At 69.4% G+C, this 24,195-nt stretch carries 20 protein-coding genes, 1 tRNA gene and 1 pseudogene; 9 read left to right on the plus strand and 13 right to left on the minus strand.

Annotated features, from left to right (window positions below):
* A partial coding sequence (locus A5708_RS02375) for an MlaD family protein (RefSeq protein ID WP_196772510.1) occupies positions 1-215 on the minus strand: 215 nt, incomplete at its 3' end.
* A 274-nt stretch (positions 216-489) separates the two neighbouring features.
* On the opposite strand from A5708_RS02375, the gene A5708_RS02380 reads away from it, so the two are divergent.
* Both A5708_RS02380 and A5708_RS02385 read left to right on the plus strand, forming a co-directional pair.
* Complete coding sequence (locus A5708_RS02380) at positions 490-1,026, plus strand: hypothetical protein (protein ID WP_065027090.1); 537 nt, start codon at positions 490-492, stop codon at positions 1,024-1,026.
* A 20-nt stretch (positions 1,027-1,046) separates the two neighbouring features.
* On the plus strand, positions 1,047-1,535 hold the full coding sequence (locus A5708_RS02385) for a glutathione peroxidase (protein WP_065027101.1): 489 nt from the start codon (positions 1,047-1,049) through the stop codon (positions 1,533-1,535).
* Between the two features lie 45 nt (positions 1,536-1,580).
* On the opposite strand, the gene A5708_RS02390 is transcribed toward A5708_RS02385, so the two are convergent.
* A tRNA-Met gene (locus tag A5708_RS02390) sits at positions 1,581-1,657 on the minus strand.
* Between the two features lie 82 nt (positions 1,658-1,739).
* Here A5708_RS02390 and A5708_RS27115 point away from each other — a divergent pair.
* The gene (locus A5708_RS27115) at positions 1,740-1,967 is read left to right on the plus strand and encodes a hypothetical protein (protein WP_196772505.1); all 228 of its coding nucleotides are present in this window, start codon (positions 1,740-1,742) and stop codon (positions 1,965-1,967) included.
* On the opposite strand, the pseudogene A5708_RS27350 reads toward A5708_RS27115, so the two are convergent.
* Positions 1,904-2,037 (minus strand): annotated as a pseudogene (locus tag A5708_RS27350) (nitroreductase); the annotation flags it as partial. The gene A5708_RS27115 and the pseudogene A5708_RS27350 overlap by 64 nt on opposite strands.
* Positions 2,038-2,116: 79 nt before the next feature.
* Positions 2,117-2,767 carry an HD domain-containing protein gene (locus tag A5708_RS02395; RefSeq protein WP_065027102.1) on the minus strand — a complete coding sequence of 217 codons (651 nt, stop codon included), beginning with the start codon at positions 2,765-2,767 and terminating at the stop codon, positions 2,117-2,119.
* Positions 2,768-2,867: 100 nt separating this feature from the next.
* On the opposite strand from A5708_RS02395, the gene A5708_RS02400 reads away from it, so the two are divergent.
* A complete protein-coding gene (locus A5708_RS02400) occupies positions 2,868-3,848 on the plus strand; it encodes a GlxA family transcriptional regulator (protein WP_196772506.1) in 981 nt (326 codons plus the stop codon).
* Between the two features lie 3 nt (positions 3,849-3,851).
* Here the strand turns inward: A5708_RS02400 and A5708_RS02405 are convergent, their stop codons facing one another.
* Both A5708_RS02405 and A5708_RS02410 read right to left on the minus strand, forming a co-directional pair.
* Entirely contained in the window at positions 3,852-6,833 is a 2,982-nt protein-coding gene (locus tag A5708_RS02405; RefSeq protein ID WP_065027092.1) for a UPF0182 family protein, read from the minus strand.
* A gap of 74 nt (positions 6,834-6,907) precedes the next feature.
* The gene (locus A5708_RS02410; RefSeq protein WP_065027103.1) at positions 6,908-7,930 is read right to left on the minus strand and encodes a PDZ domain-containing protein; all 1,023 of its coding nucleotides are present in this window, start codon (positions 7,928-7,930) and stop codon (positions 6,908-6,910) included.
* Between the two features lie 115 nt (positions 7,931-8,045).
* Here A5708_RS02410 and A5708_RS02415 point away from each other — a divergent pair, with 115 nt between their 5' ends.
* The 4 genes from A5708_RS02415 (at position 8,046) to A5708_RS02430 (ending at position 13,490) form a co-directional block, all read left to right on the plus strand.
* Positions 8,046-9,440: a zinc-dependent metalloprotease gene (locus A5708_RS02415; RefSeq protein ID WP_196772507.1), complete on the plus strand. Its 1,395-nt coding sequence runs from the start codon at positions 8,046-8,048 to the stop codon at positions 9,438-9,440.
* 54 nt (positions 9,441-9,494) lie between these two features.
* Positions 9,495-11,045: an adenylate/guanylate cyclase domain-containing protein gene (locus A5708_RS02420; protein WP_065027094.1), complete on the plus strand. Its 1,551-nt coding sequence runs from the start codon at positions 9,495-9,497 to the stop codon at positions 11,043-11,045.
* Positions 11,046-11,150: 105 nt separating this feature from the next.
* Complete coding sequence (locus A5708_RS02425) at positions 11,151-12,017, plus strand: cyclodehydratase (RefSeq protein ID WP_065027095.1); 867 nt, start codon at positions 11,151-11,153, stop codon at positions 12,015-12,017.
* 123 nt (positions 12,018-12,140) lie between these two features.
* The gene (locus tag A5708_RS02430; protein ID WP_065027104.1) at positions 12,141-13,490 is read left to right on the plus strand and encodes an ABC1 kinase family protein; all 1,350 of its coding nucleotides are present in this window, start codon (positions 12,141-12,143) and stop codon (positions 13,488-13,490) included.
* On the opposite strand, the gene A5708_RS02435 is transcribed toward A5708_RS02430, so the two are convergent.
* The 3 genes from A5708_RS02435 to A5708_RS02440 all read right to left on the minus strand — a co-directional run bounded on the left by A5708_RS02435 (position 13,487) and on the right by A5708_RS02440 (position 16,260).
* Positions 13,487-13,759, minus strand: coding sequence for a WhiB family transcriptional regulator (locus tag A5708_RS02435; RefSeq protein WP_065027096.1), 273 nt, complete (start codon positions 13,757-13,759; stop codon positions 13,487-13,489). The genes A5708_RS02430 and A5708_RS02435 overlap by 4 nt on opposite strands.
* 142 nt (positions 13,760-13,901) lie before the next feature.
* Positions 13,902-14,069, minus strand: a complete 168-nt coding sequence (locus tag A5708_RS27120) for a hypothetical protein (RefSeq protein WP_196772508.1) — start codon at positions 14,067-14,069, stop codon at positions 13,902-13,904.
* A 91-nt stretch (positions 14,070-14,160) separates the two neighbouring features.
* On the minus strand, positions 14,161-16,260 hold the full coding sequence (locus A5708_RS02440; protein WP_196772509.1) for an ATP-dependent DNA helicase UvrD2: 2,100 nt from the start codon (positions 16,258-16,260) through the stop codon (positions 14,161-14,163).
* A 171-nt stretch (positions 16,261-16,431) separates the two neighbouring features.
* Between A5708_RS02440 and mrx1 the strand changes: the two genes are divergently transcribed.
* Positions 16,432-16,686 (plus strand): mycoredoxin Mrx1, encoded by a 255-nt coding sequence (gene mrx1 / locus A5708_RS02445; protein ID WP_065027098.1) that lies wholly within the window; start codon positions 16,432-16,434, stop codon positions 16,684-16,686.
* Between the two features lie 7 nt (positions 16,687-16,693).
* Here the strand turns inward: mrx1 and nudC are convergent, their stop codons facing one another.
* From nudC to A5708_RS02465, 4 genes are all read right to left on the minus strand, one after another.
* The gene (nudC, locus tag A5708_RS02450; protein WP_065027099.1) at positions 16,694-17,626 is read right to left on the minus strand and encodes an NAD(+) diphosphatase; all 933 of its coding nucleotides are present in this window, start codon (positions 17,624-17,626) and stop codon (positions 16,694-16,696) included.
* Positions 17,626-18,696, minus strand: a complete 1,071-nt coding sequence (locus A5708_RS02455) for a potassium channel family protein (RefSeq protein WP_065027100.1) — start codon at positions 18,694-18,696, stop codon at positions 17,626-17,628. The genes nudC and A5708_RS02455 overlap by 1 nt, the downstream gene beginning before the upstream one ends.
* A 93-nt stretch (positions 18,697-18,789) precedes the next feature.
* Positions 18,790-22,098 (minus strand): ATP-dependent helicase, encoded by a 3,309-nt coding sequence (locus tag A5708_RS02460; RefSeq protein ID WP_065027106.1) that lies wholly within the window; start codon positions 22,096-22,098, stop codon positions 18,790-18,792.
* Positions 22,095-24,195, minus strand: a 2,101-nt coding sequence (locus A5708_RS02465) for a UrvD/REP family ATP-dependent DNA helicase (RefSeq protein ID WP_065027105.1), incomplete at its 5' end; no start/stop codon positions are given. The genes A5708_RS02465 and A5708_RS02460, both read right to left, overlap by 4 nt.

Below are 24,195 nucleotides of genomic sequence, written 5' to 3' on the forward strand. Positions count from 1 at the left end.
GCAATCGACCCCACCCGGCCGATCTCCACCCCGTTATAAGTCACCTTCGAACCCGGATCCATCACCAACCCGGCCCGGGCCGCGATCATGGTCAGCTGCGTCTTGTCGGTGAAGGCCCCCCGGAATTGCCCGTACACCAACGCCAGAATCAGGGCGCACACAACCAGCACGGCGACGGCGATCAACTTGAACGGCGGGGTTCGTTGCGAGTTGATCTGTACGGGTGAGCCGGGACCTGATTGTGTCGACAAGACCGCCGCTGCCCCTCACGTCCGCGCCGCGGCCTCCCGGGAACCGCGGCGAATCACCCCTGCGGTTGCCAGGGGCTTCGCATTCATGCACTAACGAAGACCAGTGAAATGTACCGTGACCGCCGCGCCTATGCGAACCGCCGTTCACAAAATCGACAGCCGCCTCCGCCGGGCCATCGGCGGTGCCGCTACCTCACGGCCCAGGTCTACGCTCGACCAGGACGAGGAAAGGTGCGCGATGCTCGCAGCGTTCGGATTCGAATCTTTGGGTGTGGTCGTCGGAGACATGTACTTCATCGATCCATCCCCGCTCGAGGGTCAGGAAACCCCGGAGCGAGGAGTCAGGCTGGAACTGCGCCTCGTCGACCGGGCGGCGCCCCGGGGCTCGATCTATGCCGGCGTCCCGATCGCCTTCACCCGCCCGGTGTGGCGGGTCGACCTGTTCGGCTCCACGGAGAGCCCGCCCGGGACGCTGGACCGGGCCCATCACCACCCGCGGTTCAATGGTTGGGAACCGAGTCGCCGGCACTTCGTCCCCGAGCTGTCCGCCGACCCGCTGGCCTGGCTGACCGAGCAGCTGGCCGACCCGGCCGCCATCCTGGCCCGCGCCGGCGTCGAGCCCGACGAGGTGAGCGAAGCCGACACTGCCGGACTCGCGGCCGCGGCCCCGGAGATCGTCGCCGCGGTGAAACGGTTGCTCGACGGAGTGCGCAACGGCGACTTGGCCCCGGCCCCCGCCGAGCCGGTCGCCGCCGCCCGCACCGGCTGGCTCTGAGTTGCGTTAGCGTCGTGGGCGTGACCCTCAAAAACATCTCCCTGACCACCCTCGACGGCCGGCCGACCACGCTAGCCGAATTGTCCGACGGCGCAACGCTGGTCGTCAACGTCGCCTCCAAATGCGGACTGACGCCGCAGTACACCGCGCTGGAGAAGCTGGCCAAGGACTACGGCGGCCGCGGGCTGACGGTCGTCGGCGTCCCCTGCAACCAGTTCATGGGCCAGGAGCCGGGCACGGCCGACGAGATCCAGGAGTTCTGCTCGACGACCTATGGGGTGACGTTCCCGCTGTTGGCGAAGACCGACGTCAACGGTGACGACCGCCACCCGCTGTACGCCGAGCTGACCAAGGCCGCCGATGCCGACGGCCAGGCCGGAGACATCCAGTGGAACTTCGAGAAGTTCCTCCTCGCCCCCGGCGGCGAGGTGGTGCAACGGTTCCGGCCCCGCACCGAGCCCGACGCCCCCGAGGTCATCAGCGCCATCGAGGGCGTGCTGCCCCGCTAGGCATGAAAACGGCCCCCCGGAGATTCTCCGGGGGGCCGTTCTACCTGGTAGCGGGGACAGGATTCGAACCTGCGACCTCTGGGTTATGAGCCCAGCGAGCTACCGAGCTGCTCCACCCCGCGTTGGTGAATGCCAGGTTACCGAACCGGCGTCACGGCGACCAAATCGCCCTGTCAGCGGCTATGAAAGCACGAATCCGGGTCAGTGCGACGGCGGGTTCAGCCCGTACCGCCGCGCGATATCGTCCATCCACTGTGGGGACCCGTACGTCAGCCCGTACTTGTCGGCGAGCTCGCCGAACTCGGGCAGCTCGTGCAGCGGCGTGCCCGCCGGGTCGTCGGCGTGCTCGACGAGCAGCTCGCCGAGTTCGTCGTGACGCCACCGACGCCCTCGGCGCGGGCGGCGAGCAACGCAGTCCAGATAGCCGCGTAGATGGTGGCTCCGCAGTAGTCGTCGATGGCAAAGACGAAGAGCAACAGGGGATTTCCTTGAAATGGTCAGCGCCGGGTGTTGCCCTCGTTGGGGACGCGAACCGCGGCATCATCCTGGTGGTGTACAGCGCTTCATAGATGTCCATGTCGCTACTCGGGCCAGCCGTTGTGCAGGATCTGCTCGACGAAGTCGACCCGCTCGAATGCGGGATCGAAATGCGCCAGCACGTCGTCGTTCATGGTGCCGAAGGTGGTCTGCGGGCGGTGCTTCATGCCCTCGTTGAACGCCGCCACGATGCGCTGCTTGAACTGGGGGCGCGGGTGCGCGGCCGTCACCGCCGCCAGCGCCTCGGGAGCCAACCGCTCGCGCCCGACGCCGAGCACGTCGACTTCCACACCGGCCTGCAGCAGCGCGACCTCGGGGGCCAGGAACTCGGGGACGCCGGGCGTGGTGTGCAGGGCGATGCCCAGCCACACCTTGGCCGCGTCGGCCTCGTCGACTCCGTGGGCCCTCAGGAAGTCTCGTGCCGCGTCGGCGCCGTCGACCTCGAAGCGGATTTGCGAATCGCGGTAGCGTTCGGTCAGGCCGAGGTCGTGGAACATCGCGCCGACGTAGAGCAGCTCCGCATCCGGCTTCAGTCCGCGGCGCACGCCCTGCAGCGCACCGAAGAAGAACACCCGACGGGAATGGTTGAAGAGCAACTCGTCCTCGGTGTCCCTGATGAACGCGGTGGTCTCGCGCGCCAGCGCCGTGTCGGGCACGTGGATACCGGCGACGGTGTCGATTGAGCTGGTGGTCATGTTCTCGTTTCCTTCCAAGTGACTGTTGGTATGAGTGTGCGGCGGCGCGGGCGAATCGACCCCGGCCGTTCGGGCCGTCAAGTCCTCAGAAAGCGACACAATGGGCTGCGTGGCTGCAGCCGGAGCGCGTTCGCGGGTGGTGGTGATCGTCGTTTTCGACGGGGTGACGTTGTTGGACGTCGCGGGGGCGGGCGAGGTGTTCGCCGAGGCCAACCGGTTCGGCGCCGACTACCGGGTCAAAGTTGCGTCGGTGGACGGGTGTGACGTGATCAGCTCGATCGGGGTCCGATTGGGCGTGACCGACAGCATTTCGGCGATCGAATCCGCGGATACCGTCATGGTCGCCGGCAGCGACGACCTGCCGGGGCGGCCCATCGATCCCGCCCTGGTCGAGGCCGTCCGATCGGTGTCAACACGGACCCGGCGTCTGGCGTCCATCTGCACGGGGTCGTTCGTCCTCGCGCAGGCCGGGGTGCTCAGCGGCCGGCGCGCGACCACGCACTGGCACGACACCCGGCTGCTGGCCCGGGCGTTCCCCGACGTCACCGTCGAGCCGGACGCGATCTTCGTCCGCGACGGCGACATCTTCACGTCCGCGGGCATCTCGTCGGGCATCGACCTGGCGCTGGCGCTCGTCGAAATGGATTACGGGACAGAACTGGTCCGCGACGTGGCCCGGTGGCTGGTCGTCTACCTCAAGCGTGCCGGCGGCCAATCACAATTCTCGGTGCTGCTCGAGGCCGATCCCCCGCCGCAATCGCCGCTGCGCCCGGTCACCGATGCGATCGCGGCCGACCCCGGCGCCGACTACAGCGTGAAAAAGCTTGCGGCCCTGGCATCTTTGAGTACCCGTCAGCTGACCCGGCTGTTTCAATCCGAGCTCGGGATGACCCCGGCGCGCTACGTCGAGTTGGTTCGGATCGATTTCGCCCGCAATGCGCTGGAATCCGGCCGGTCGGTCACCGAGACCGCGGGCATGGCCGGCTTCGGCAGCATCGAAACGCTGCGACGGGTATTCGTCAATCACCTCGGGATCAGCCCGAAGGCCTATCGGGACAGGTTCCGAACGGCCTACGCCTGAAAGCTACTTGGTGTTGTTGTACTTGGTGATCGCGTCGTCCAGGCGCTGCAGCGCCGCACCGTAGCCGGCGAAATCACCCTTCTTCTGCGCGTCTTTCGCCGCGCCGAGTGCCGCCTGAATCTCTTGCAGGACAGCAGATTTGGCGGGTGACAGCGTCACGGACCCGTCGGACACCGGCGGCGCGGCCACCGGCGGCACCGACCCGGGCGTCACGGCGGGCGCCGGCGCGCTGGCCGGCGGACTCGCCGCGGGTGTCCCGGACTCGGTGGGCTGGATGCTCGTCGCCGCCGCACCCGCGCCTGGCCCGAACAGCCCGGTCAGCGCGTCACGCACGGTGGGGCCGTACCCGATCTTGTCGTTGTACATCATCGCCACCCGGATCAGCCGCGGGTAGGACGACGCCGCATCGCTGGCTCCCGGGGAGGCATACACGGGTTCGACGTAGAGCAGCCCGCCCTGCCCCACCGGCAGGGTGAGCAGGTTGCCCCACCGGATCCGGTTCTGGTTGTCGCGCCCGATCACGCCGAGGTCCTGCGACACCGCCGGATCGGTGGTGATCGCGTTGTTGGCCAGCTTCGGCCCGTTGACCTGACCCGGGATGGTCAGCACGGTGATCCTGCCGTACGTCGCCGGGTCGGAGCTGGCGCTGATGTAGGCGGCCAGATAGTCACGCTTGAACCGGTTCATCGCGCTGGTCAGCTGATACGAGGCCGTATTGTCGTTCTTCGCAATGTTTTTCGCGACGATGTAGTACGGCGGCTGGTAGCTGCTGGCCGTCGGGTTGGGATCCAGCGGCACGTCCCAGAAATCCGAGGTGGAAAAGAACGTCACCGGATCGTTGACGTGGTATTTCGCCAGCAGCATCCGCTGCACCTTGAACAGGTCCTCGGGATAGCGCAGGTGCTCGGCCAGCTCCGGGCTGATGTCGTTCTTGGGCTTCACGGTGCCCGGGAAGACCTGCATCCAGGCCTTCAGCACCGGGTCCTGTTCGTCCTGCTGGTACAGCGTGACGGTGCCGTCGTACGCGTCGACGGTCGCCTTCACCGAGTTGCGGATGTAGGAGACCCGCTTGTCGGGTGCCAGCTTGTTGAACGCCACCTCGTTGGAGTCCGCGGTCGCCGATTCCAACGACGTGAGTTCGGAATACGGGTAGTTGTCCAGCGTGGTGTAGCCGTCGATGATCCACACCAGTCGCTTGTTGACGATCGCGGGGTACACCGAGCTGTCGGTGGTCAGCCACGGCGCCACCGCCTCCACCCGCCGGGCCGGGTCACGGTTGAACAGAATCCTGCTGTTCGAGCCGATCACGTTGGAGAACAAAAAGTTTCGCTCGGCGAATTTCGCGGCGAACACGCTGCGCGACAACCAGTCGCCGAGCGGGACGCCACCCAGGCCGGTGTAGGTGTAGTTCTTGGTCTCGTTGCTGGTCTCGTAGTCGTATTCGCGGTCGTTGCCGTTGCGCCCGACGATCGCATAGTCGGCCGAGGTGTTGGAGATGACCGGCCCGAAGTAGACGCGCGGCTGGTCGAGTGGCGCCGGACCGTCGGACACCACGCCGCCGTTGGCGCCGACGACGTTGACCAGGAACTCGGGGTAGCCGCCGTTCTGGTTGGGATCGTTGGCGATTCCGCGCACCGTGTTGGCCGGCGACGCGATGAAGCCGTTGCCGTGGGTGTAGACCGTGTGCCGGTTGATCCAGTCGCGCTGGTTGTCGATCAGCCGGTCCGGGTTGAGTTCACGCGCCGCCACGACGTAGTCACGCAACGCTCCGTTGCGGTCCTGGTACCGGTCGATGGACAGCTGGTCGGGGAAGTAGTAGAAGTTTTTGCCCTGCTGGAACTGGGTGAACGCCGGGCTGACGATCGTCGGGTCGAGCAGCCGGATGTTCGACGTGGTCGCGCGGTCGTCGGCGACCTGCTGTGCGGTGGCCTGCGCGTCGCCGGTGTAGTTGCGGTAGGTGACCTGGTCCGAGGTCAGGCCGTAGGCCTGCCGGGTCGCGGCGATGCTGCGGCTGATGTATTCGCTTTCCTTTTGCGCGGCATTGGGTTTGACGCTGATCTGCTCGACGATCAACGGCCACCCGGCGCCCACGATCAGCGACGACAGCAGCAACAGGACCAGCCCGATCGCCGGAATCCTCAAGTCCCTGAGCACGATCGCGGAGAACACCGCCGCCGCGCAGATGACCGCGATCGCCATCAGGATCAGCTTCGCCGGCAGCACCGCGTTGATGTCGGTGTAGCCAGCCCCGGTGAAGGGCTTGCCGCCGCGGGTGTGCGACAACAACTCATAGCGGTCCAACCAGTACGCGATCGCCTTGAGCACGACCAGCAGCCCCACCAGGGTGACCAGCTGGATCCGCGCCGAACGGCTCAGCGCGCCCGCGCGACCGGACAGCCGAATGCCACCAAAGATGTAGTGGGCCAACAGGTTGGCCAGGAACGCGAGGAAGACCGCGACGAACAGGTAGCTGAGCAGCAGCCGGTAGAACGGCAGCTCGAACGCGTAGAAGCCGAGGTCTTTGCCGAACTGCGGGTCCTTGATGCCGAAGTCGCCGCCGTGCAGGAACAGTTGGATGCGCACCCAATAGCTTTGGGCGATGATGCCGGCCAGCAAGCCGATGGCCACCGGGATGCCGGCGCTCACCAATCGCAACCGCGCCAGCACCAGAGCGCGGTAGCGCGCCACCGGATCGTTGTCATTGCTCGGCACGAACACCGGGCGGGTGCGGTAGGCCACCGCCAGGCCGGCGAACACGATGCCGCCCACCAGCAGCCCGGCGATCAGGAAGACGACGAACCGGGTGACCAGCACAGTAGAAAACACCGAGCGATAGCCGACCTCGCCGAACCACAGCCAGTCGACGTAGGCGTCGATCAGCCGCGGACCCGCGAGCAGCAGAACGATCACACCCAGTGCGATCAGGATCAGAATCCGGCTACGCCGAGTCAGCTTCGGCATTCGTGCGGTGGGCCGCATCCCCACTGGCTACGCTCCCTGATCGATTGCTAGACGGTGACAACTCTACGCATGGCACTACCCGTGATCGCCGGGGTTCGCTAGCAGCTTGGCGGCTGCCCGCCCGACCCGATCGCGTGCAGTGCATCCACTGCCTGACCGAGGGTCTCGACCTTGACCAACCGCAGGCCGGACGGATTGTCCGAGCTGGCCTCGTAGCAGTTCTTCGCCGGCACCAAAAAGACCGTGGCGCCGGCCGCGTGCGCGGCGACCATCTTGTGGGTGATGCCGCCGATCTGGCCCACCTTGCCGTCGGACGAGATGGTCCCGGTGCCCGCGATGAAATTCGACTTGGCCAGGTCGCCGGTGGTCAATTTGTCGACCACCGCCAGGCTGAACATCAATCCGGCGGACGGGCCGCCCACATTGGCCAGGTTGAAGTCCACGGTGAACGGCGCCCACGGCGCGTCGAGCACCGCGACGCCGAGGAAGCCATAGTCGCGGTCCTTGTTGGCGCCCAGCGTGACCTGTGCCACACCGGCCGGCTCGTTCTTGCGGCGATAGTCAATCGTCACCACCTGACCCGGCTTGGTGTTCTTCAGCAATCCGGTGAACTCGTCGACGGTGGCCACCGGGACGCCGTTGACCGCGTCGATGGCGTCGCCGACCTTCAGCTTGCCCACCGACGGACCCGGCTCGGGAACCTTGGCGACCGTCACCGCCGCCGGGTACTTGAGGTAACCCAGGGCCGCGTAGGCCGCGCTGTCCTCGGACTGCTTGAAGTCGGCATTGTTGGCCTTGTCGACGTCCTCCCGCGACTTACCGGGCGGATAGATCAGGTCGCGCGGCACCAGCTGTTCCTGGTCCGAAAGCCACAGCGTCAGCGCCTCGCCCAGCGTCAGGTCGTCGCGCTGGGACACCGTCGTCATGTTGAGGTGGCCGGTCGTCGGGTGCGTCTGGGTGCCCTCGATCGCCACCACCTGCTTGCCGTCGACCTCGCCGAGCGTGTCGAAGGTCGGGCCGGGCCCCAACGACACGAACGGCACCGTCACCACCGCCAGCAACACGCCGAACACGACGATCGGCACCAGCGCGACCATCAAGGTCAGGATGCGCCTGTTCACGCCGATCACACTAGACGGCGGCCGCGGCGCGGTGTTCAGCCACAACGTTCGGTCAGGGTTCGGTCAGGAGGGTTCAGCTACAAGCTGACCCGAGGTCGCGCCGTCTGACCTTGCGGTGAGTACCGTTGGGGGTATGGCTGACCTGCCTTTCGGCTTCTCCTCTGGAGACGACCCCGACAAGCACGGGAAAAAAGATCCCGATTCGGGCTCGAACCCGTCCGACCCGTTCGCCGCCTTCGGCATGAGTGGTGAATTCGGCATGGGCGATTTGGGGCAAATCTTCACTCAACTGGGTCAGATGTTCAGCAGCGCGGGCACTGTCGGGCCCGGCGGAACCGCCTCGGGACCGGTCAACTACGAATTGGCACGACGGGTCGCGACGAATTCGATCGGCTTCGTGGCTCCGGTTCCGGACACCACCAACTCGGCGATCGCCGACGCGGTGCACCTGGCGGAGACCTGGCTGGACGGGGCCACCGCCTTGCCCGCAGGCACCACCAAGGCGGTGGGCTGGACTCCCGGCGACTGGGTCGACAACACGCTGGAGACATGGAAGCGGCTGTGTGACCCGATGGCACAACAGATTTCGACGGTGTGGGCGGCGTCGCTGCCCGAAGAGGCCAAGAGCATGGCCGGTCCGCTGCTGCAGATGATGTCGCAGATGGGCGGTATGGCGTTCGGCTCGCAGCTCGGGCAGGCGCTGGGCCGACTGTCCCGCGAGGTCCTGACGTCGACCGACATCGGTCTACCGTTGGGGCCCAAGGGAATTGCGGCGGTTATGCCCGAGGCCGTCGAGCCCTTCGCCGCCGGGCTGGAGCGGCCGCGCAGCGAGGTCCTGACGTTCCTGGCCGCGCGCGAGGCCGCCCACCACCGGCTGTTCAGTCACGTGCCGTGGCTGTCGAGTCAGCTGCTGGGCGCCGTCGAGGCGTACGCGATGGGCATGCAGATCGACATGTCCGGGATCGAAGAGCTGGCGCGCGACTTCAACCCGGCGTCACTGTCGGACCCTGCGGCCATCGAAAACCTGCTCGGGCAGGGCGTTTTCGAGCCCAAGGCGACGCCCGCGCAGATGCAGGCGCTGGAGCGCCTGGAGACGCTGCTCGCCCTGATCGAGGGCTGGGTGCAGGTGGTGGTCGCCACCGCGCTGGGCGACCGGATTCCCGGCGCGGCCGCGCTGGGCGAGACGATGCGCCGCCGGCGGGCCAGTAGCGGCCCCGCCGAGCAGACCTTCGCGACGCTGGTCGGGCTGGAGCTGCGGCCCCGCAAGATGCGTGAGGCCGCCGCGTTCTGGGAGCGCCTGACGGAGGCCGCCGGGGTGGACGCCCGCGACGGCATCTGGCAACACCCCGACCTGCTGCCCGACGCCGAGGACCTCGACGAACCGGCGGGCTTCATCGACCGCGTCATCGGCGGTGACACCAGCGGAATCGACGAGGCCATCGCCAAACTGGAGCGCGAAGGCCAAGACCCCGAGGGCCCGGACGTCGACGGCGGCTCCGCGGATAACTGAACCCGGCCGTCACTGAGGCCCGCCGAACGGTGGGATCAGCAGTACGCTCATGCGGTGGCGGAAACGTCATACGCCCAGTGTGGCGACCTCAGTCTGGCGTATCAGGTGTTCGGCGACGGACCGGTCGAACTCGTCTTCGTCGGGCCGTTCATCACCCACGTCGAGATGTTCTGGGCGATGCCTGAGTACAAGGCTTTCTTCGATCAGCTCGCCACATTCTGTCGGGTCCTGCTGTTCGACAAGGCCGGCATGGGGCTGTCGGATCCCATTCCGAGAGTTCGGTTACTCGAGGAGCGCGTGGCTGAGATCGAGGCGGTCATGGACGCCGTCGGCTTCGAAAAGCCCGTGCTTTTCGGCATGAGCGAAGGTGGCCCCCAGTCCATTGCGTTCGCGGCCAAACGCCCGGAGCGAACACGGGCGTTGATCATCTACGGCTCGTTCGCGTTCGCCCCCGGCGGCAGCTGGAGCGACCTGGAGTGCGACCCGGCCGAGCTGCGGGCGCGCGTTCTTGCCGGGGTGGGTGAGGAATACACGCCGTCGTCGGCCCAGATCGAGAACTTCCAAGAATTCGTCCGTGCCGTTCGCTCGGCATGGGGCAGCGGCGCCTCGGCGAAGTGGATGTCCCAGATGGCCCCGTCGATCCGGGGGACGCGCCAGGCCGCGATGCTCGAGCGCATGTGCGCGAGCCCGGGGATGATTCGGGCAACGCTGGAGACGAACTTCCGGCTCGACGTGCGGCCGATTTTGTCGACGCTTTCCGTGCCCACCCTGGTCATCCATGCCCGCGACGACCTCATGCCGCTGGTGTGCGGCCGCTACCTCGCCGCCAATATTCCTGGTGCGCAATACCTCGAGGTGGACGGCGCGGCCCACGCGCCCTGGTTGACCGAGCCCGACACGGTCCTGACCACGATCGAGGAGTTCCTGACCGGCAGCCATGCTGCGCCGTCGCAGTCCCATCGCGCCCTGCGCACGGTCTTGTTCACCGACATCGTCGCCTCGACGCAGCACGCTGCAGCGACGGGCGATGAGCGCTGGCGCGCCGTGCTGCACCGCTTCGGGGAGATCACCGCCGAACTCACGCAGCGATTCGGGGGCGCGGTCGTCAAGAGCACCGGCGACGGTCACCTGGCCACGTTCGACGGCCCGACGCAGGCCATTCGCTGTGCGGAAGCGTTGCGCGCCGACGCCGAGACTCTCGGCATCGAGATCCGCGTGGGCATCCACACCGGCGAGTGCGAACTGATGGACGGCGACATTGGTGGGCTGGCAGTCCACATCGCGGCGCGGATCATGGGTCAGGCGGCGGCCGGTGAAATCCTCGTGTCTCGAACCGTGTCTGACCTCGTGGTCGGGTCGGGCACGGGTTTCGAGGATCGCGGCGGCGTCGAATTGCGTGGCGTGCCCGGCAGCTGGCAACTCCTGGCGGTGGATCGCCGCGGCCCGCGGGCAGGCTCGGCCGAGGCCGAGCTGGCATCAACGCCGACCCCTCACCGCAGGACCGCCATGCGCCGCTCGGACCGCGCCGTGGAAGCGGTCGCCCGGCGGACACCATGGATCGTGCGCGGTATGGCTCGCCTTGCCCCCACCAACGGTGGCAGATGAACATCCTCGACGAGGTCGCCGGGACAGCGAGCGGGTGCTCGGCTGAGACGAGCTTCTGTGGATAACTGACCCGCGCCATCGCCGCCGGCGTGCCACAGTTGCGCGGTGGCTCAGCGGTGCCAGGCCCTCCTCCCCACCTATGCGCTGGATCCGGCGCTGCCGGTGCTGCTGCGCCCTGACGGCGCGGTCCAGGTGGGCTGGGATCCCCGCCGCGCGGTCCTGGTCCGCCCGCCAGGTGGCCTGGCCGCGGCGGAGCTTGCCGCGCTGTTGCGGACCATGTGGTCGCCGGCGCCGCTCTCCGAGTTGCAGCGCCGCGCGCTCGATCTCGGCCTGACCGACGCCGACGGTCTGCGAAACCTGATCGCGCAATTGGTCGATGCCGGGGTGGCCACCGAATGCGGTCGGCCGCGCGCCCGCGCAGCCTCGGTGCGGATCCACGGCCGCGGGCCGCTGTCAGAGCTCCTGGTGGAGACGTTGCGCTGCTCGGGCGCCCGGATCGCGCACAGCAGCCAACCGCACGCCGCGGTGTCTGCCGACGACGTTGATCTGGTCGTGTTGTCGGACTTCCTGGTCGCCGATCCGCGCATGGTGCGCGACCTGCACCACCAGGGCGTCGCGCATCTGCTGGTGCGGGTGCGCGACGGCATCGGACTGGTGGGCCCGCTGGTGATTCCCGGCGTAACCAGCTGCCTGGGCTGCGCCGACCTGCACCGCCGGGACCGCGACGCGGCGTGGCCCGCCATCTGCGCGCAGCTGCGCGAGACGGTCGGCGTCGCCGATCGGGCCACCGTGCTGGCGACGGCGGCGCTCGCGCTCAGCCAGGTGAACCGGGTGATCGCGGCCGTGCACGGGCAAGAGGCGGCGGCCGAACCGGCGCCGCCCCCGACGCTCAACGCGACCCTGGAATTCGACCTGCACTCCGGCGCGCTCGTCACGCGGCCGTGGGCCAAACACCCGCTGTGCTCGTGCTGACGCAGGTGCGCGATTCGAGGAGCTGTAGTGAAGGCCACATTCACGATCGAGTCCCGTTGACCAGCCCGTTAATTATCGTGACAACGTGCGTTGTCGACATCGCTCCACATCGCGCTGGCCATCATGGATGATGGATACGTGTCTGACATCAAACGGGGCCGTGCTGCGCGGAACGCGAAGCTGGCCAGCATTCCGGTCGGGTTCGCCGGCCGGGCAGCGATCGGATTCGGTAAACGGCTAACCGGAAAGTCCAGGGACGAGGTCCAGGCCGAGCTTCTGGAAAAGGCCGCGCACCAACTGTTCACCGTCTTGGGCGAGCTCAAGGGCGGCGCGATGAAGGTGGGCCAGGCCCTGTCGGTGCTCGAAGCCGCCATTCCCGAGGAATTCGGCGAGCCGTATCGCGAAGCGCTGACCAAGCTGCAAAAGGACGCCCCGCCGCTGCCCGCCGCCAAGGTGCACCGGGTGCTCGACGCCCAGCTGGGCACCAAGTGGCGCGACCGGTTCAGCTCCTTCGACGACACACCGGTGGCCTCGGCCAGCATCGGCCAGGTCCACAAGGGCATCTGGGCCGATGGGCGCGAGGTGGCGGTCAAGATCCAGTACCCCGGCGCCGACGAGGCGCTGCGGGCCGACCTCAAGACCATGCAGCGGCTGGTCGGCGTTTTCAAGCAGCTCGCGCCGGGCGCCGACGTCCAGGGCGTCGTCGACGAGCTGATCGAACGCACCGAGATGGAACTGGACTACCGGCTGGAGGCCGAGAACCAGCGTGCCTTCGCCAAGGCGTACCAGGATCACCCGCACTTCGCGGTGCCGCGCATCGTGGCCAGCGCGCCGAAGGTGGTGATCCAGGAGTGGATGCAGGGCACCCCGATGGCCGAGATCATCCGGCACGGCACCGTCGAGCAGCGCGATCTGGTCGGCACCCGGCTGCTCGAGCTCACCTTCGACGCGCCGCAACGGCTGGGCATGCTGCACGGCGACGCCCACCCGGGCAACTTCATGCTGCTACCCGACGGCCGCATGGGTGTGATCGACTTCGGCGCCGTGGCCGCGCTGCCCGGCGGCTTGCCGATCGAGCTCGGCATGAGCATCCGGCTGGCCCGCGACAAGAACTACGACCTACTGCTGCCGACGATGGAGAAGGCCGGGTTCATCCAGAAGGGCCAGCAGGTGTCGGTGCGCGACATCGACGACATGCTGCGCCAGTACGTCGAGCCGGTAGAGGTCGAGGTCTTCCACTACACCCGTAAGTGGCTGCAGAAGATGTCGGCCATCGAGATCGATCGGTCGGTGTCGCAGATCCGGACCGCGCGGCAGATGGACCTGCCGCCCAAACTGGTCATCCCGATGCGGGTGATCATGTCGGTGGCCGCGATCCTGTGCCAGCTGGATGCGCACGTGGCGATCAAGGCGCTCTCGGAAGAGCTGGTGCCCGGCTTCGCCGAACCCGATGAGGTCATCGTCTCGTCCTAGGCGGCGGCCCCGTCTTGCCTGCCGTCCTTGCGGGGACGCCCGCGAGGCCGTTTGAAGCTCAATACCGAACCGCGGTCGATGATTTCGCCGCCCCACACACCCCAGGGTTCGGCGCGTTCCAATGCGGCCGCCAGGCACTGGCGCCGGACCGGGCAGCTGGTGCAGAGCGTCTTGGCCCGCTCGAGATCGGCCGGGGTTTCGGCGAACCACAGGTCGGGATCGCCGACGTGACACGGCAGGGCTTGTCTGGGGACTGTCGGTGCCGACATGTCCTACCACCTACTTCCTGGTCTGGTTGCTGTCCTTTGGCAGTGATCCGGACCAGGTCGAGGAGGTGCCGACCTACAACTATGGCCACGGATCCTTGCGACTTCGGGTCCGTGGCCATTTGGGAGAAAACCGGGCTGGTGCTTACCTTGCCTTCGGTGGGCCCCCGACATCTACGGACGCGTCGGTCGCGGCGGCGGCGCGATGCTTACGCGCGGCCGCCGAGGCGGCGGGTGCGGCATGGGAGGTACCCGCGGCCAGCGCCGCGCGGACCACGCCTACACCGAACGCGTCGCTGAGCATCGTGGCCACCCTCCTTCTCCGTAGTGCCGAGTTGCGGTTTCGAGGGTAAACGGTCACCGCCGGTGACCACAACCGATTTTCTGACCAGCGGATTTAGAAGTCAGCGGGCGCGGACCAGTTCCAACACGTCGGGCCCGTACTGCTCCAGCTTGCGGGCGCCGATGCCCGGAATCGCGATCAGCGCGTCCTCGTCGCCGGGCCGCAGCTCGGCGATGGCGATCAGCGTGTTGTCGGTGAAGACGACGTAGGCGGGCACCTTCTGCTCCTTGGCGATGTCCAGCCGCCAGGCCTTGAGCCGCAGCAACAGGTCCTCGTCGACGTCGCCGGCGCAGGTCTCACAGCGGCGCAGCATGACGGCCGCCGGGGTGGTCAGGTTGTTGTTGCAGATCCGGCAGCGGGTCGCGGTGGCCCTGTTGCGGCGGGACTTGTTCGGCGCCGCGTCGGCCCGCGCCTGGGGCGCGATGCCGTTGAGGAAGCGCGACGGCTTGCGGCCCTGGCGCCCACCGGGGCTGCGGGCCAGCGCCCAACTGAGCCCCAAATGTATTCGGGCCCTGGTGATTCCGACGTAGAGCAGCCGCCGCTCCTCTTCGACCGCCTCGCTCTCGGCGCCGTGCGCCAACGCGTGTGAGATGGGCAGCGTGCCGTCGGCCAGGCCGACCAGAAACACCGCGTCCCACTCGAGTCCCTTGGCGGCGTGCAGCGACGCCAGCGCGACGCCCTGCACCACCGGTGGGTGCCGCGAGTCGGCCCGCGTCCGCAGCTCGGCCACCAGCCCCGGGAGTTCCAGCTGCGGACGCTGCGCCACCTCGTCGTCGACCAGCTCGGCCAGCGCGGTCAGCGCCTCCCAGCGCTCCCGGGCGCGGGTGCCGACGGGTTCCTCGGCCGTCAGCCCCAGCGGTTCCAGGATCGCCCGGACCACATCGGGTAACGGCCCTTCGGCACCGCGCTCGGCGGCCCGGTGCAGCGCCAGCAGGGCCTGCTTGATCTCCTGGCGGTTGAAGAAGCCCTCGCCGCCGCGAACCTGATAGGCGATGCCGGCCTCGGTCAACGCCTCCTCGTAGATCTCCGATTGCGCGTTGACCCGGTACAGCACCGCGATCTCCGACGGCGGGGTGCCGGATTCGATGAGCCGCTTGATCGACGCCGCGACCGCGGCGGCCTCGGCCGGTTCGTCCGGGTGCTCGTGGAACGACGGCGCCGGGCCGGGCGGGCGCTGACCCACCAGGTGCAGCTTGCTGCCGGCGACCCGGCCGCGGGCCGCGGCGATCACCTGGTTGGCCAACGACACCACCTGAGGGGTGGAGCGGTAGTCGCGTTCCAGGCGCACCACGGTGGCGTCGGGGAACCGGCGGGAGAAGTCGAGCAGGAACCGCGGCGAGGCCCCGGTGAACGAATAGATGGTCTGGTTGGCGTCGCCCACCACGGTCAGGTCGTCGCGCTCGCCGAGCCACGCCGCGAGCACCCGCTGCTGCAACGGCGTGACGTCCTGGTATTCGTCGACGACGAAGCAGCGGTAGCGGTCCCGGAACTCCTCGGCCACCGCGGGATCGTTCTCGATCGCGGCCGCGGTGTGCAGCAGCAGGTCGTCGAAGTCGAGCAGGGTGACGTTGTCGCCGCGGGCCTTGAGCGCCTCGTAGGCGGCGTAGACGGTGGCGACCCGGGCGGCGTCCAGGGGGATGTCGCGCGCGGCGGCGGCCACCGCGGCCGGGTATTCCTCGGGCCCGATCAGCGACGCTTTGGCCCACTCGATCTCGCCGGCCAGGTCGCGGACGTCGTCGGTGCTGGCGTTGATCCGGGCGCGGCTGGCCGCCCGGGCGACGACGGCGAACTTGCTGTCCAGCAGCTGCCACCCGGTGTCGCCGACCACCCGCGGCCAGAAATACCGCAGCTGCCGGTGCGCGGCAGCGTGGAACGTCAGGGCCGAGACCGCGCCGACGGCGGTGTCCGCGCCCGCGGCGGCGTCGATCATCCGCAACCTCGAGCGCATCTCCCCCGCCGCCCGCTGGGTGAACGTGACGGCCAGCACCTGACCGGCCGCGACGTGACCGCTGGCGACCAGTTGGGCGATCCGGTGCGTGATGGTGCGGGTCTTTCCCGTTCCCGCGCCGGCGAGCACACAGACCGGGCCGCGGGGAGCCAGCACGGCCTCGCGCTGCTCGTCGTCCAGCCCGGCTGTCAAAGGATCGGCGACCGTCGGCATGGCGTCCATCTTGGCAGCGGTCGCCGACAAACCCGTGGCATCGCCACGCCTTAATCGGCGGGCTTGGCGTGTCGCCCCGGCGAGTCGGCGGATCCCGCTCCCCTCGCCGGTGCGTGGCCGGGCGCTACCCCCGGCGCGGAATGCATCGTCGCCGGGCTACGTTAACGAGCTATGACCTCTGCCCCGCTCACCGTCTACACCACCTCGTGGTGTGGCTACTGCCATCGGCTCATGACCGTGCTCAAGTCCAACGGCATTCCGTACGAGGCGGTCGACATCGAACACGACGCGGCGGCCGCTGATTTCGTCAGCTCGGTCAACGGCGGCAACAGAACGGTTCCGACGGTGAAATTCGCCGACGGGTCGACGCTGACCAATCCGAGCGCCGCCCAGGTGAAGGCGAAGCTGGCCGACGCCGGCAACTAGGCACCGGTCAGTCGATCGCGGCCCAGGATTCGATGATCACGCGGGCGATCGAGATCGACCCGGGCAGAAGAAGATTCGACTCCGACGAGCTGGACCAGTCCCCGGCCGCCAGTGCGGTGCGCACCTCGTCGCGCGTGAACCACGCCGCCTCGGCGATCTCGCCGTCGTTGAACGAGAATTTTTCGGCCGGGTCGGCGACGGCGTGGAAGCCGACCATCAGCGAGCGCGGGAACGGCCACGGCTGACTGCCCAGGTATCGCACGTCGCGGACGGTCAGCCCGATCTCCTCGCGAATCTCCCTGGCGACGCACACCTCGAAAGACTCACCGGCCTCGACGAATCCGGCCAGCAGCGAGAACATCCGCTCCGGCCACACCGCCTGGCGGGCCAGCACCGCGCGCTCACCGCCGTCGTGGACCAGGCAGATCACCGCCGGGTCGATACGCGGGAACTCCTCGTGACCGGTCACCGGGTTGATGCGCGACCAGCCCGCCCGGGCCGGCCTCGTCGGCGAACCGTCCACGGAGCTGAAGCGCGCCTTCTCATGCCAATTGAGCAGCGCGACGGCCGCGGACACCAGCTGGCTGCTGGTGTCGTCGAAGATCGGGCCGAGACTACGCAGGTTCACCACCTCGGCGTGCGCGGTCGGGTCGTCCGGAGCCTGCAGCGCGCCGCGGATGCCCCAGACGTGGCGGCCGTCCTCGATACGGCCCAGAAACACCGCCTCCGACGGCGGCTTGTCACCCACCTCGGCGGCGGCGCCGAGCACCACCCGGCCGTTGGCGGCCAGCACCTGGTTGCGCGAATCCACCCGCAGCAGCGCCGCATCCGCCCAGCCGGCGGCGGCCGCCTCGACGTCGGTGCGCAGCTGATCGGCGCGGTCGGCGCCCACCCGCGACAGCAGCGGGACGCTGCGCAGCTGAAAGTCCGCGATCGCCATCAGTGGTCGGCGTTTCGGATGTAGAGCAGCCGGTCGTTGGCCTCGATGGCGTCCACTTCCGGGGCGCCGATGCGCAGCAGGTGTCCGTCGCGCACCACACCGAGCACGATGTCACGCAGGTGCCGCGGCGATCCCCCGACCTCGGTCTGCTCCACTTCACGCTCGGCGATGGCCAGGCCGACGTCGGGTGTCAGCAGATCCTCGATCATCTCCACGACGCTAGGCGTGGTGGTGGCCAGCCCGAGGAGCCGGCCCGCGGTGGCCGAGGACACCACCACCGAGTCCGCACCCGACTGCTGCAGCAGGTGCTGGTTCTCGGTCTCCCGGATGGACGCGACGATCTTGGTGTGGGGCGCGATTTCGCGCGCGGTCAGCGTCACCAGCACCGCGGTGTCGTCGCGGCTGGTGGCGACGATGATGGACGACGCATGCTGGGCGCCGGCCAGCCGCAGCACATCGGCCTTGGTGGCATCACCGTGCAGGGTCACCAGGCCGGCACTTTCGGCGTGCTCGAGCGTGCTGCGATCGGTGTCGACGACGACGACCTCCGTCTGCACGGTGTCGTCACCGAGGATGGCCGCGACCGCCGTCTTCCCCTTGGTGCCGTAGCCGATCACGATGGTGTGGTTGCGCACTCTGCTCCTCCAACGCTGAATCTTCCACCCTTGGCGAGACCGCTCGGAGAGCACTTCGAGCGTGGTGCCGACCAACACGGCCAAGAACGCGATCCGCAGTGCGGTGAAGATCAGGGTGTGCACCAGACGGGCGGTTTCGGTGTACGGCGTGATGTCGCCGTAGCCGGTGGTCGACAGGGACACCGCGGAGAAGTACACGCAGTCCAAAAAGGTCAGCGGTTGGTTGCGCACGTCGCGGTAACCGTTGCGATCCAGATAGACGATGACGGCCGCGGCGAACAGCACCACCAGCGCGATTGCCAGGCGCCGGGTGATGACGCGAATGGGACTCGCGTGCTCCTCGGGGATCCGCACCACGCCGATCAGCTGGTGACCGCGCTGAGCCGTCAGGGTTTCGTCCAGACCGCTCAGCTTTCGGGACCTACCGTTGCCCACGGCGGCCCGTCATCGGCTCAGCTTCTGCGCACGCGACACGCACCGTCTTATGTAACCACGGCCACAGCCTCCCCAATACTCGGGCGGCGCAGGTCACACCCGGGCGCGACGGTCGCCGGCCGGGTCGCTCAGCAGCCCCGCGACCTCGGCGGCGCTCGGCAGTTCGTCGGGGATCACGGTGGTGCGGGCGCGCACGTAGTGGAAGGCGGTGCGCACCGAGGATTCCGGGATGCCGGCCAACGCCGCCCAGGCCACGCGGTACACGGCGAGCTGGACGGCGGCCTGCCGCATCGCTTCCGGCCCGTGCGGCGGTTCGCCGGTTTTCCAGTCCACCACGGTGGCCCCGCCGTCGGGATCGGCGAAGACCGCATCGATGCGCCCGCGCACCAGCGTCTCGCCGATCGGCATCTCGAAGGGCACCTCGATGGCCACGGGAGTTCGTGCGGCCCAGGGAGATTCGGTAAAGGCATCTTGCAACGCGGCCAGTTCCGCGGTGTCGCCGACGTCGGAGTCCGCCGCACCCGGCAGATCGCCGAGCTCGAAAAGACACTCGGCGCCGTAGAACTTCTGCACCCACGCGTGAAAGGCGTTGCCCAACAATGCATGCGGCTCCGGCCGCGACGGCAACCGGTGCCTCAGCCGCTGCGCGGTGCCCGCCGGGTCGCGCGCCAGGCCGACCAGCGAGCTTACCGACAACTGGCTCGGCAGGACGGCGGCCGGCGGCAGCACCAGCCGGTCGCGCTCGGCCAACAGTGCGTCGACGTCGGCGGCCCAGCCGTCCACATCGACGTACGCCTCGGTCGCATCGGCTCGCATCGCCTGCGCCACCAGCGCGGCGCCGTGCTCGACGTCATCGCGCCGCATCGCCAGCGGGTCGGGCGGCCATACTGCTTCGACGACGTTGTCGCGCAGTGGGTTTCGCTCACCATCGACAGGCGCCGGGGCCCAATGCTCCACCGTTCCGCAGGGGTCGCCGGCCGAGGCCGAATCGTCGATGACGGCCTTGATTTCGCACAGGAAGTCCGACGGGCCGCGCGGCTTGATGCCGGTGGCCGCCCAGTGGTGCCCGGACACCAGCAGCGTGTCCTCGGCCCGGGTGATGGCGACGTACAGCAACCGGCGCTCCTCGTCGATGCGCCGCTGCTCGAGCTGGTGCCGATGCTCGGAGATCTTGTCCGACAGCTGCTTTCGATTGGTGACGTCCGAGGTGTCCATCACCGGGATGCCCAGCGCACCCGCGGCGGCGCGGTCACCCCGCAGGAGCGGCGGCAGCTCCGCGGCGTCGGTGAGCCAGGTGCTCTTCGACGCCGTCGACGGGAAGGTGCCGCCGGACAGGTGGGCCACCGCGACGACCTGCCATTCCAGCCCCTTGGCGGAGTGCACGGTGAGCACCTGGACGCGGTCGCGGACGACCGCCAATGGTGCGGGCGCCAAACCGTTCTCGACCGACTCGGCGACGTCCAGGAATGCCAGCAGGCCGGTCACCGAGGTGGCTGCCGATCCGTCCGGCGGCCCGGCCGCGGCGTCGGTGCGCTCGGCGTACCCGGCAACCACGTCGGCGAACGCATCCAGGTGCTCGGTGCCGGCCCAGCCGGCCCCGACCCCCGCGGCGGCCCGCACTTCGCAGTCGATGCCCAACACCCGGCGCACCTCGGCGACCAAATCCGGGAGCGGATGGCCCAGGTGGGCGCGCAACGCACTCAGTTCGGCGGACAGCGCGGTGACGCGCTGGTATCCCGCAGCCGAATACACCCCGGCCGCACCGGGATCGGCGATTGCGTCGGCCAGGCACACGGTGTCCGCGTCGAGGCCGGCCGCGCTCGCGATCGACTCGGGCGAGGACGCCTCGGCGGGCTGCACCACCCCGCCGAGCGCACGCGCCCGCTGCCACAGCGCCGCGAGGTCGCGGGCGCCCAGGCGCCAGCGTGAACCGGTGAGCACCCGCATCGCCGCCGCCCCGGCCGTCGGATCGGCGACCAGCCGCAGCATGGCCACCACCTCGGCGACCTCCCGGATGGCCAGCAGCCCGGCCAGCCCGACGACCTCGACGGGGATGCCGCGGGCGCGCAGCGCGTCGGCGATGGGCGCCGCATCGGCGTTGCGGCGCACCAGCACCGCGGCCGTCGGCGGACCGACACCCTCGTCACGGGCCTGCCGGTACCGCGCATCGAGGTGTTCGGCGATCCACTCGCGCTCGGCCGTCACATCGGGCAGCAATGCGCAGCGGACGGTACCGGGCGGGGCGTCCGGGCGCGGGCGAAGGGCGTGCACGGCCACCGATCGCCGCCGCGCCTCCGCCGACACCGCGTTGGCCACCCGCAGCGTCCGGGGCGGATTGCGCCAGCTGGTCCGCAGCTCGAGGACCGGGGCGGGGGTGCCGTCGGATCGGGGGAAGTCGGTGGTGAACCGCGGCAGGTTGGTCGCCGAGGCGCCGCGCCAACCGTAGATCGACTGGATCGGGTCGCCGACGGCGGTGAGCGCCAGCCCGTCGTCGACCCCGCCGCCGAATAGCGCTGAGAGCGCGATGCGTTGGGCGTGGCCGGTGTCCTGGTACTCGTCGAGCAGCACCACCCGATAGCGGGCGCGCAGGTCCTCGCCGACTTGCGGGAACATCGCCGCCAGCCTGGCCGCCGAGGCCATCTGCATTCCGAAGTCCATCACCTTCGCGGCGCGCATGCGGTCGTTGAGCGCGTCGAGCAGTGGCACCAGCTCGGTGCGTTCGGTCTGGGTGGCGAGCAGCCGCAGCAGCCATTGGCTGGGGCCGCGGTCGCGTTGGTAGGGGCCCGCGGGCAGGCAGTGGATCAGTCGCTCCAGCTCGACGTGGGTGTCGCGCAGCTGGTCGGTGTCTACCAGGTGTTCGGCCAGCTGCCCCCACAGCCGCAGCACCATCGAGGTGACGGCCGCCGGGGTCTTGTCGGTCCGCAGTTCGCCGGGATAGCCGTTCACCACGTCGAAAGCCAGCTGCCACAATTCGGTTTCGCTGAGCAGCCGGGTGTCGGGCTCGACGGGCAGCAGCAGCCCGTAGTCGCGCAGCAGCGAGCCCGCGAAGGCGTGGTAGGTGCTGACCGTCGGAGCACCCTCGGCGTCGACGTCCTCGCCCGGCGCACCCAGGCCGACGCCGGCCAGCCGGCCCAGTCGGGAGCGCACCCGGCGCAGCAGCTGGCCGGCGGCCTTGCGGGTGAACGTCAAGCCCAGCACCTGACCGGGTTCGGCGTAGCCGTTGGCGATCAGCCACACCACCCGCGCCGCCATGGTTTCGGTCTTGCCGGCGCCGGCACCGGCGATCACCACCAGCGGTCCGGGCGGCGCGGCGATGACGGCGGCCTGCTCGTCGGTCGGCGGGAAAAGCCCTAGTGCGCCGGCCAATTCGGCGGGGCTGTAGCGCGGCCGCGGCGGGGTCATCGCTGCGCGCCGTCGGCGTGGGCCGGGCAGTTCGGCCGGATGGGGCAATGGGTGCAGCCGCCGTTGCGCCGGGCGATGAACTGCGGGCCGGACGTCGCGCCGGCCGCGCGCCCGATCACCTCGCGCCATTCGTCGCCGCCGGCGGCGGTCAGCGGATCCTGTTCGCGCTCGGCCGCTCCGGACGCCCCGGTCTTGCCGACGTAGACCAGCCGCGCACCGCCGGGCTCCACGTTGTCGGTCCCGTTGCCCACCAATCCCTCTGCCACCGCCAGCTGATACATGGCGAGCTGGGCGTGTTGTTGCGCATCGTCCTTGCTGACCGGCGTCTTGCCGGTTTTGATGTCGACGATCACCAGCCGGCCGGCGGCATCGCGCTCCAGCCGGTCGACCCGGCCGCGCAGCCGCACCTCGCCGCCGTCGCCGGTGGCCACCGTCCCCTCGATCTCGACCTCGACGCCGACCTCGGTCAGTGCGCCCCGGCTCTGCGCCCGCCACTCGATGAACGCCTCCAGCATGGCGCGGTGCCGGGCCAGCTCGTTATCCGAATGCCATTGCGCCGCAAAGGGAAGGTGCTTCCAGGCGCGGTCCAGCTCGGCCAGCAATTCCGATTCGCTCCGGTGCGGTTCGGCGATCAGGGCGTGCACCACCGACCCGATCGCCGAGCGCACGTCGCGCCGGCCGGATCCGCCGTGCCGCTCGGCGAGCCAGCGCAGCGGGCAGTCGTTGAGGGTCTGCAGGGTCGACGGCGTCAGGGTGACCACGGCGCCGCTGTCGCGCAGCGGTTCGCTGGTGCTGACCGGGGTCAGGCCGTGCCACCCGCCCGGGTCGGCGCCGGGCACGCCGGCTGCGGCCAACCGCGCCAATTGCGTTGCCGCGCAATCGCGGGCTAGCTCGTCCACCGCGCCGTCGGGCGCGCACACCACGCCACGCAGCCGGCCCACCAGCGCGGCCGCGGACAACACCCGCGGCGCCGAGACCGGTTGCGCGCCGGCGCTACCGGCGTCGTCGTCGGCCCACCGCGCGATTTCGGCGAAGAACACCGACGGCAGCGCGGCCTCCATACCGGCCCCACCGGTGTCGCTGTCGACAGCCGTCACCAGCAACCGGTGCCGGGCCCGGCCCATCGCCGCCACCAGCAGCCTGCGCTCCTCGGCCAGCAGCGGCGCGCGCACCGAGGCGTCCGCGCCGACCCCGTCCAGCGCGTCCAGCAGCCGCTGGGTGGCCAGCACGCCGCCGCGCGGAACGGTGTTGGGCCACAAGCCATCCTGTAATCCGGCGATCACCACGAAATCCCATTCGTGCCCCAGCGCGGCGTGGACGCTGAGCACCCTGACCTGCTCGGCCGCGGCGACGGGCTCGGGGGTGGCGCTCGGCAGCGCCAGCGCGGCGATGTGCTCGACCAGACCGCGCAGCGACGCACCCGAGGTGCGCGACACGTAGTCGTCGGTGACGTCGAACAAGGCGGTCACCGACTCGAGGTCCCGGGTGGCCTGGGCCGCGGCGGGCCCGCCGCGCTCGCTCGCCGACAGCCAGCGGCGCTGCAGCCCGGACCGGTGCCAGGCGGCCCACAGGGTGTAGCGCGGGTCGGCACCGGCGCGGTGCGAGCGCGCGGCCGCGTCCAGCACCGCGCGGACCTTGCGCAGCGGGCCGAACTGCGGACCCGGAGGCGTCGCGTCACCGGACAGCGCCGCGACCAACAGGTCGGCGAAATCCGCCGGTGTGCGATCGGGGTTGGCGCGCTGCAGTGTTCGGCGCAACTGACGCAGCGAAACCGGATCGACACGGCCGAGGGGGCCGGTCAGCAGCGTCAGCGCCTGCTGCGCGTCGAGCCCGTCGGCGGTGGCCAGCAGCACGGTGAGCAGGGCGCGCGCGGCCGGCTCCCCGGACAGCGGCCCGGGGACGGCCGGGGCGGCCACCGGCACCCCCGCGGCGGCCAGCGCGCGCGGCAATCGCGCACCGGCCCGTGGCACCGACCGGACGATGACCGCCATCTGCGACCAGGGCACGCCGTCAACCAGGTGCGCGCGCCGCAGCGCGTCGGCGATGGTCGCCGTCTCGGCGTGCGCCGACGCGGCCAGCCGCACCGTGACCGACCCC

This window comes from Mycobacterium colombiense, assembly GCF_001672755.1.
Lineage (GTDB): Bacteria > Actinomycetota > Actinomycetes > Mycobacteriales > Mycobacteriaceae > Mycobacterium > Mycobacterium colombiense_C.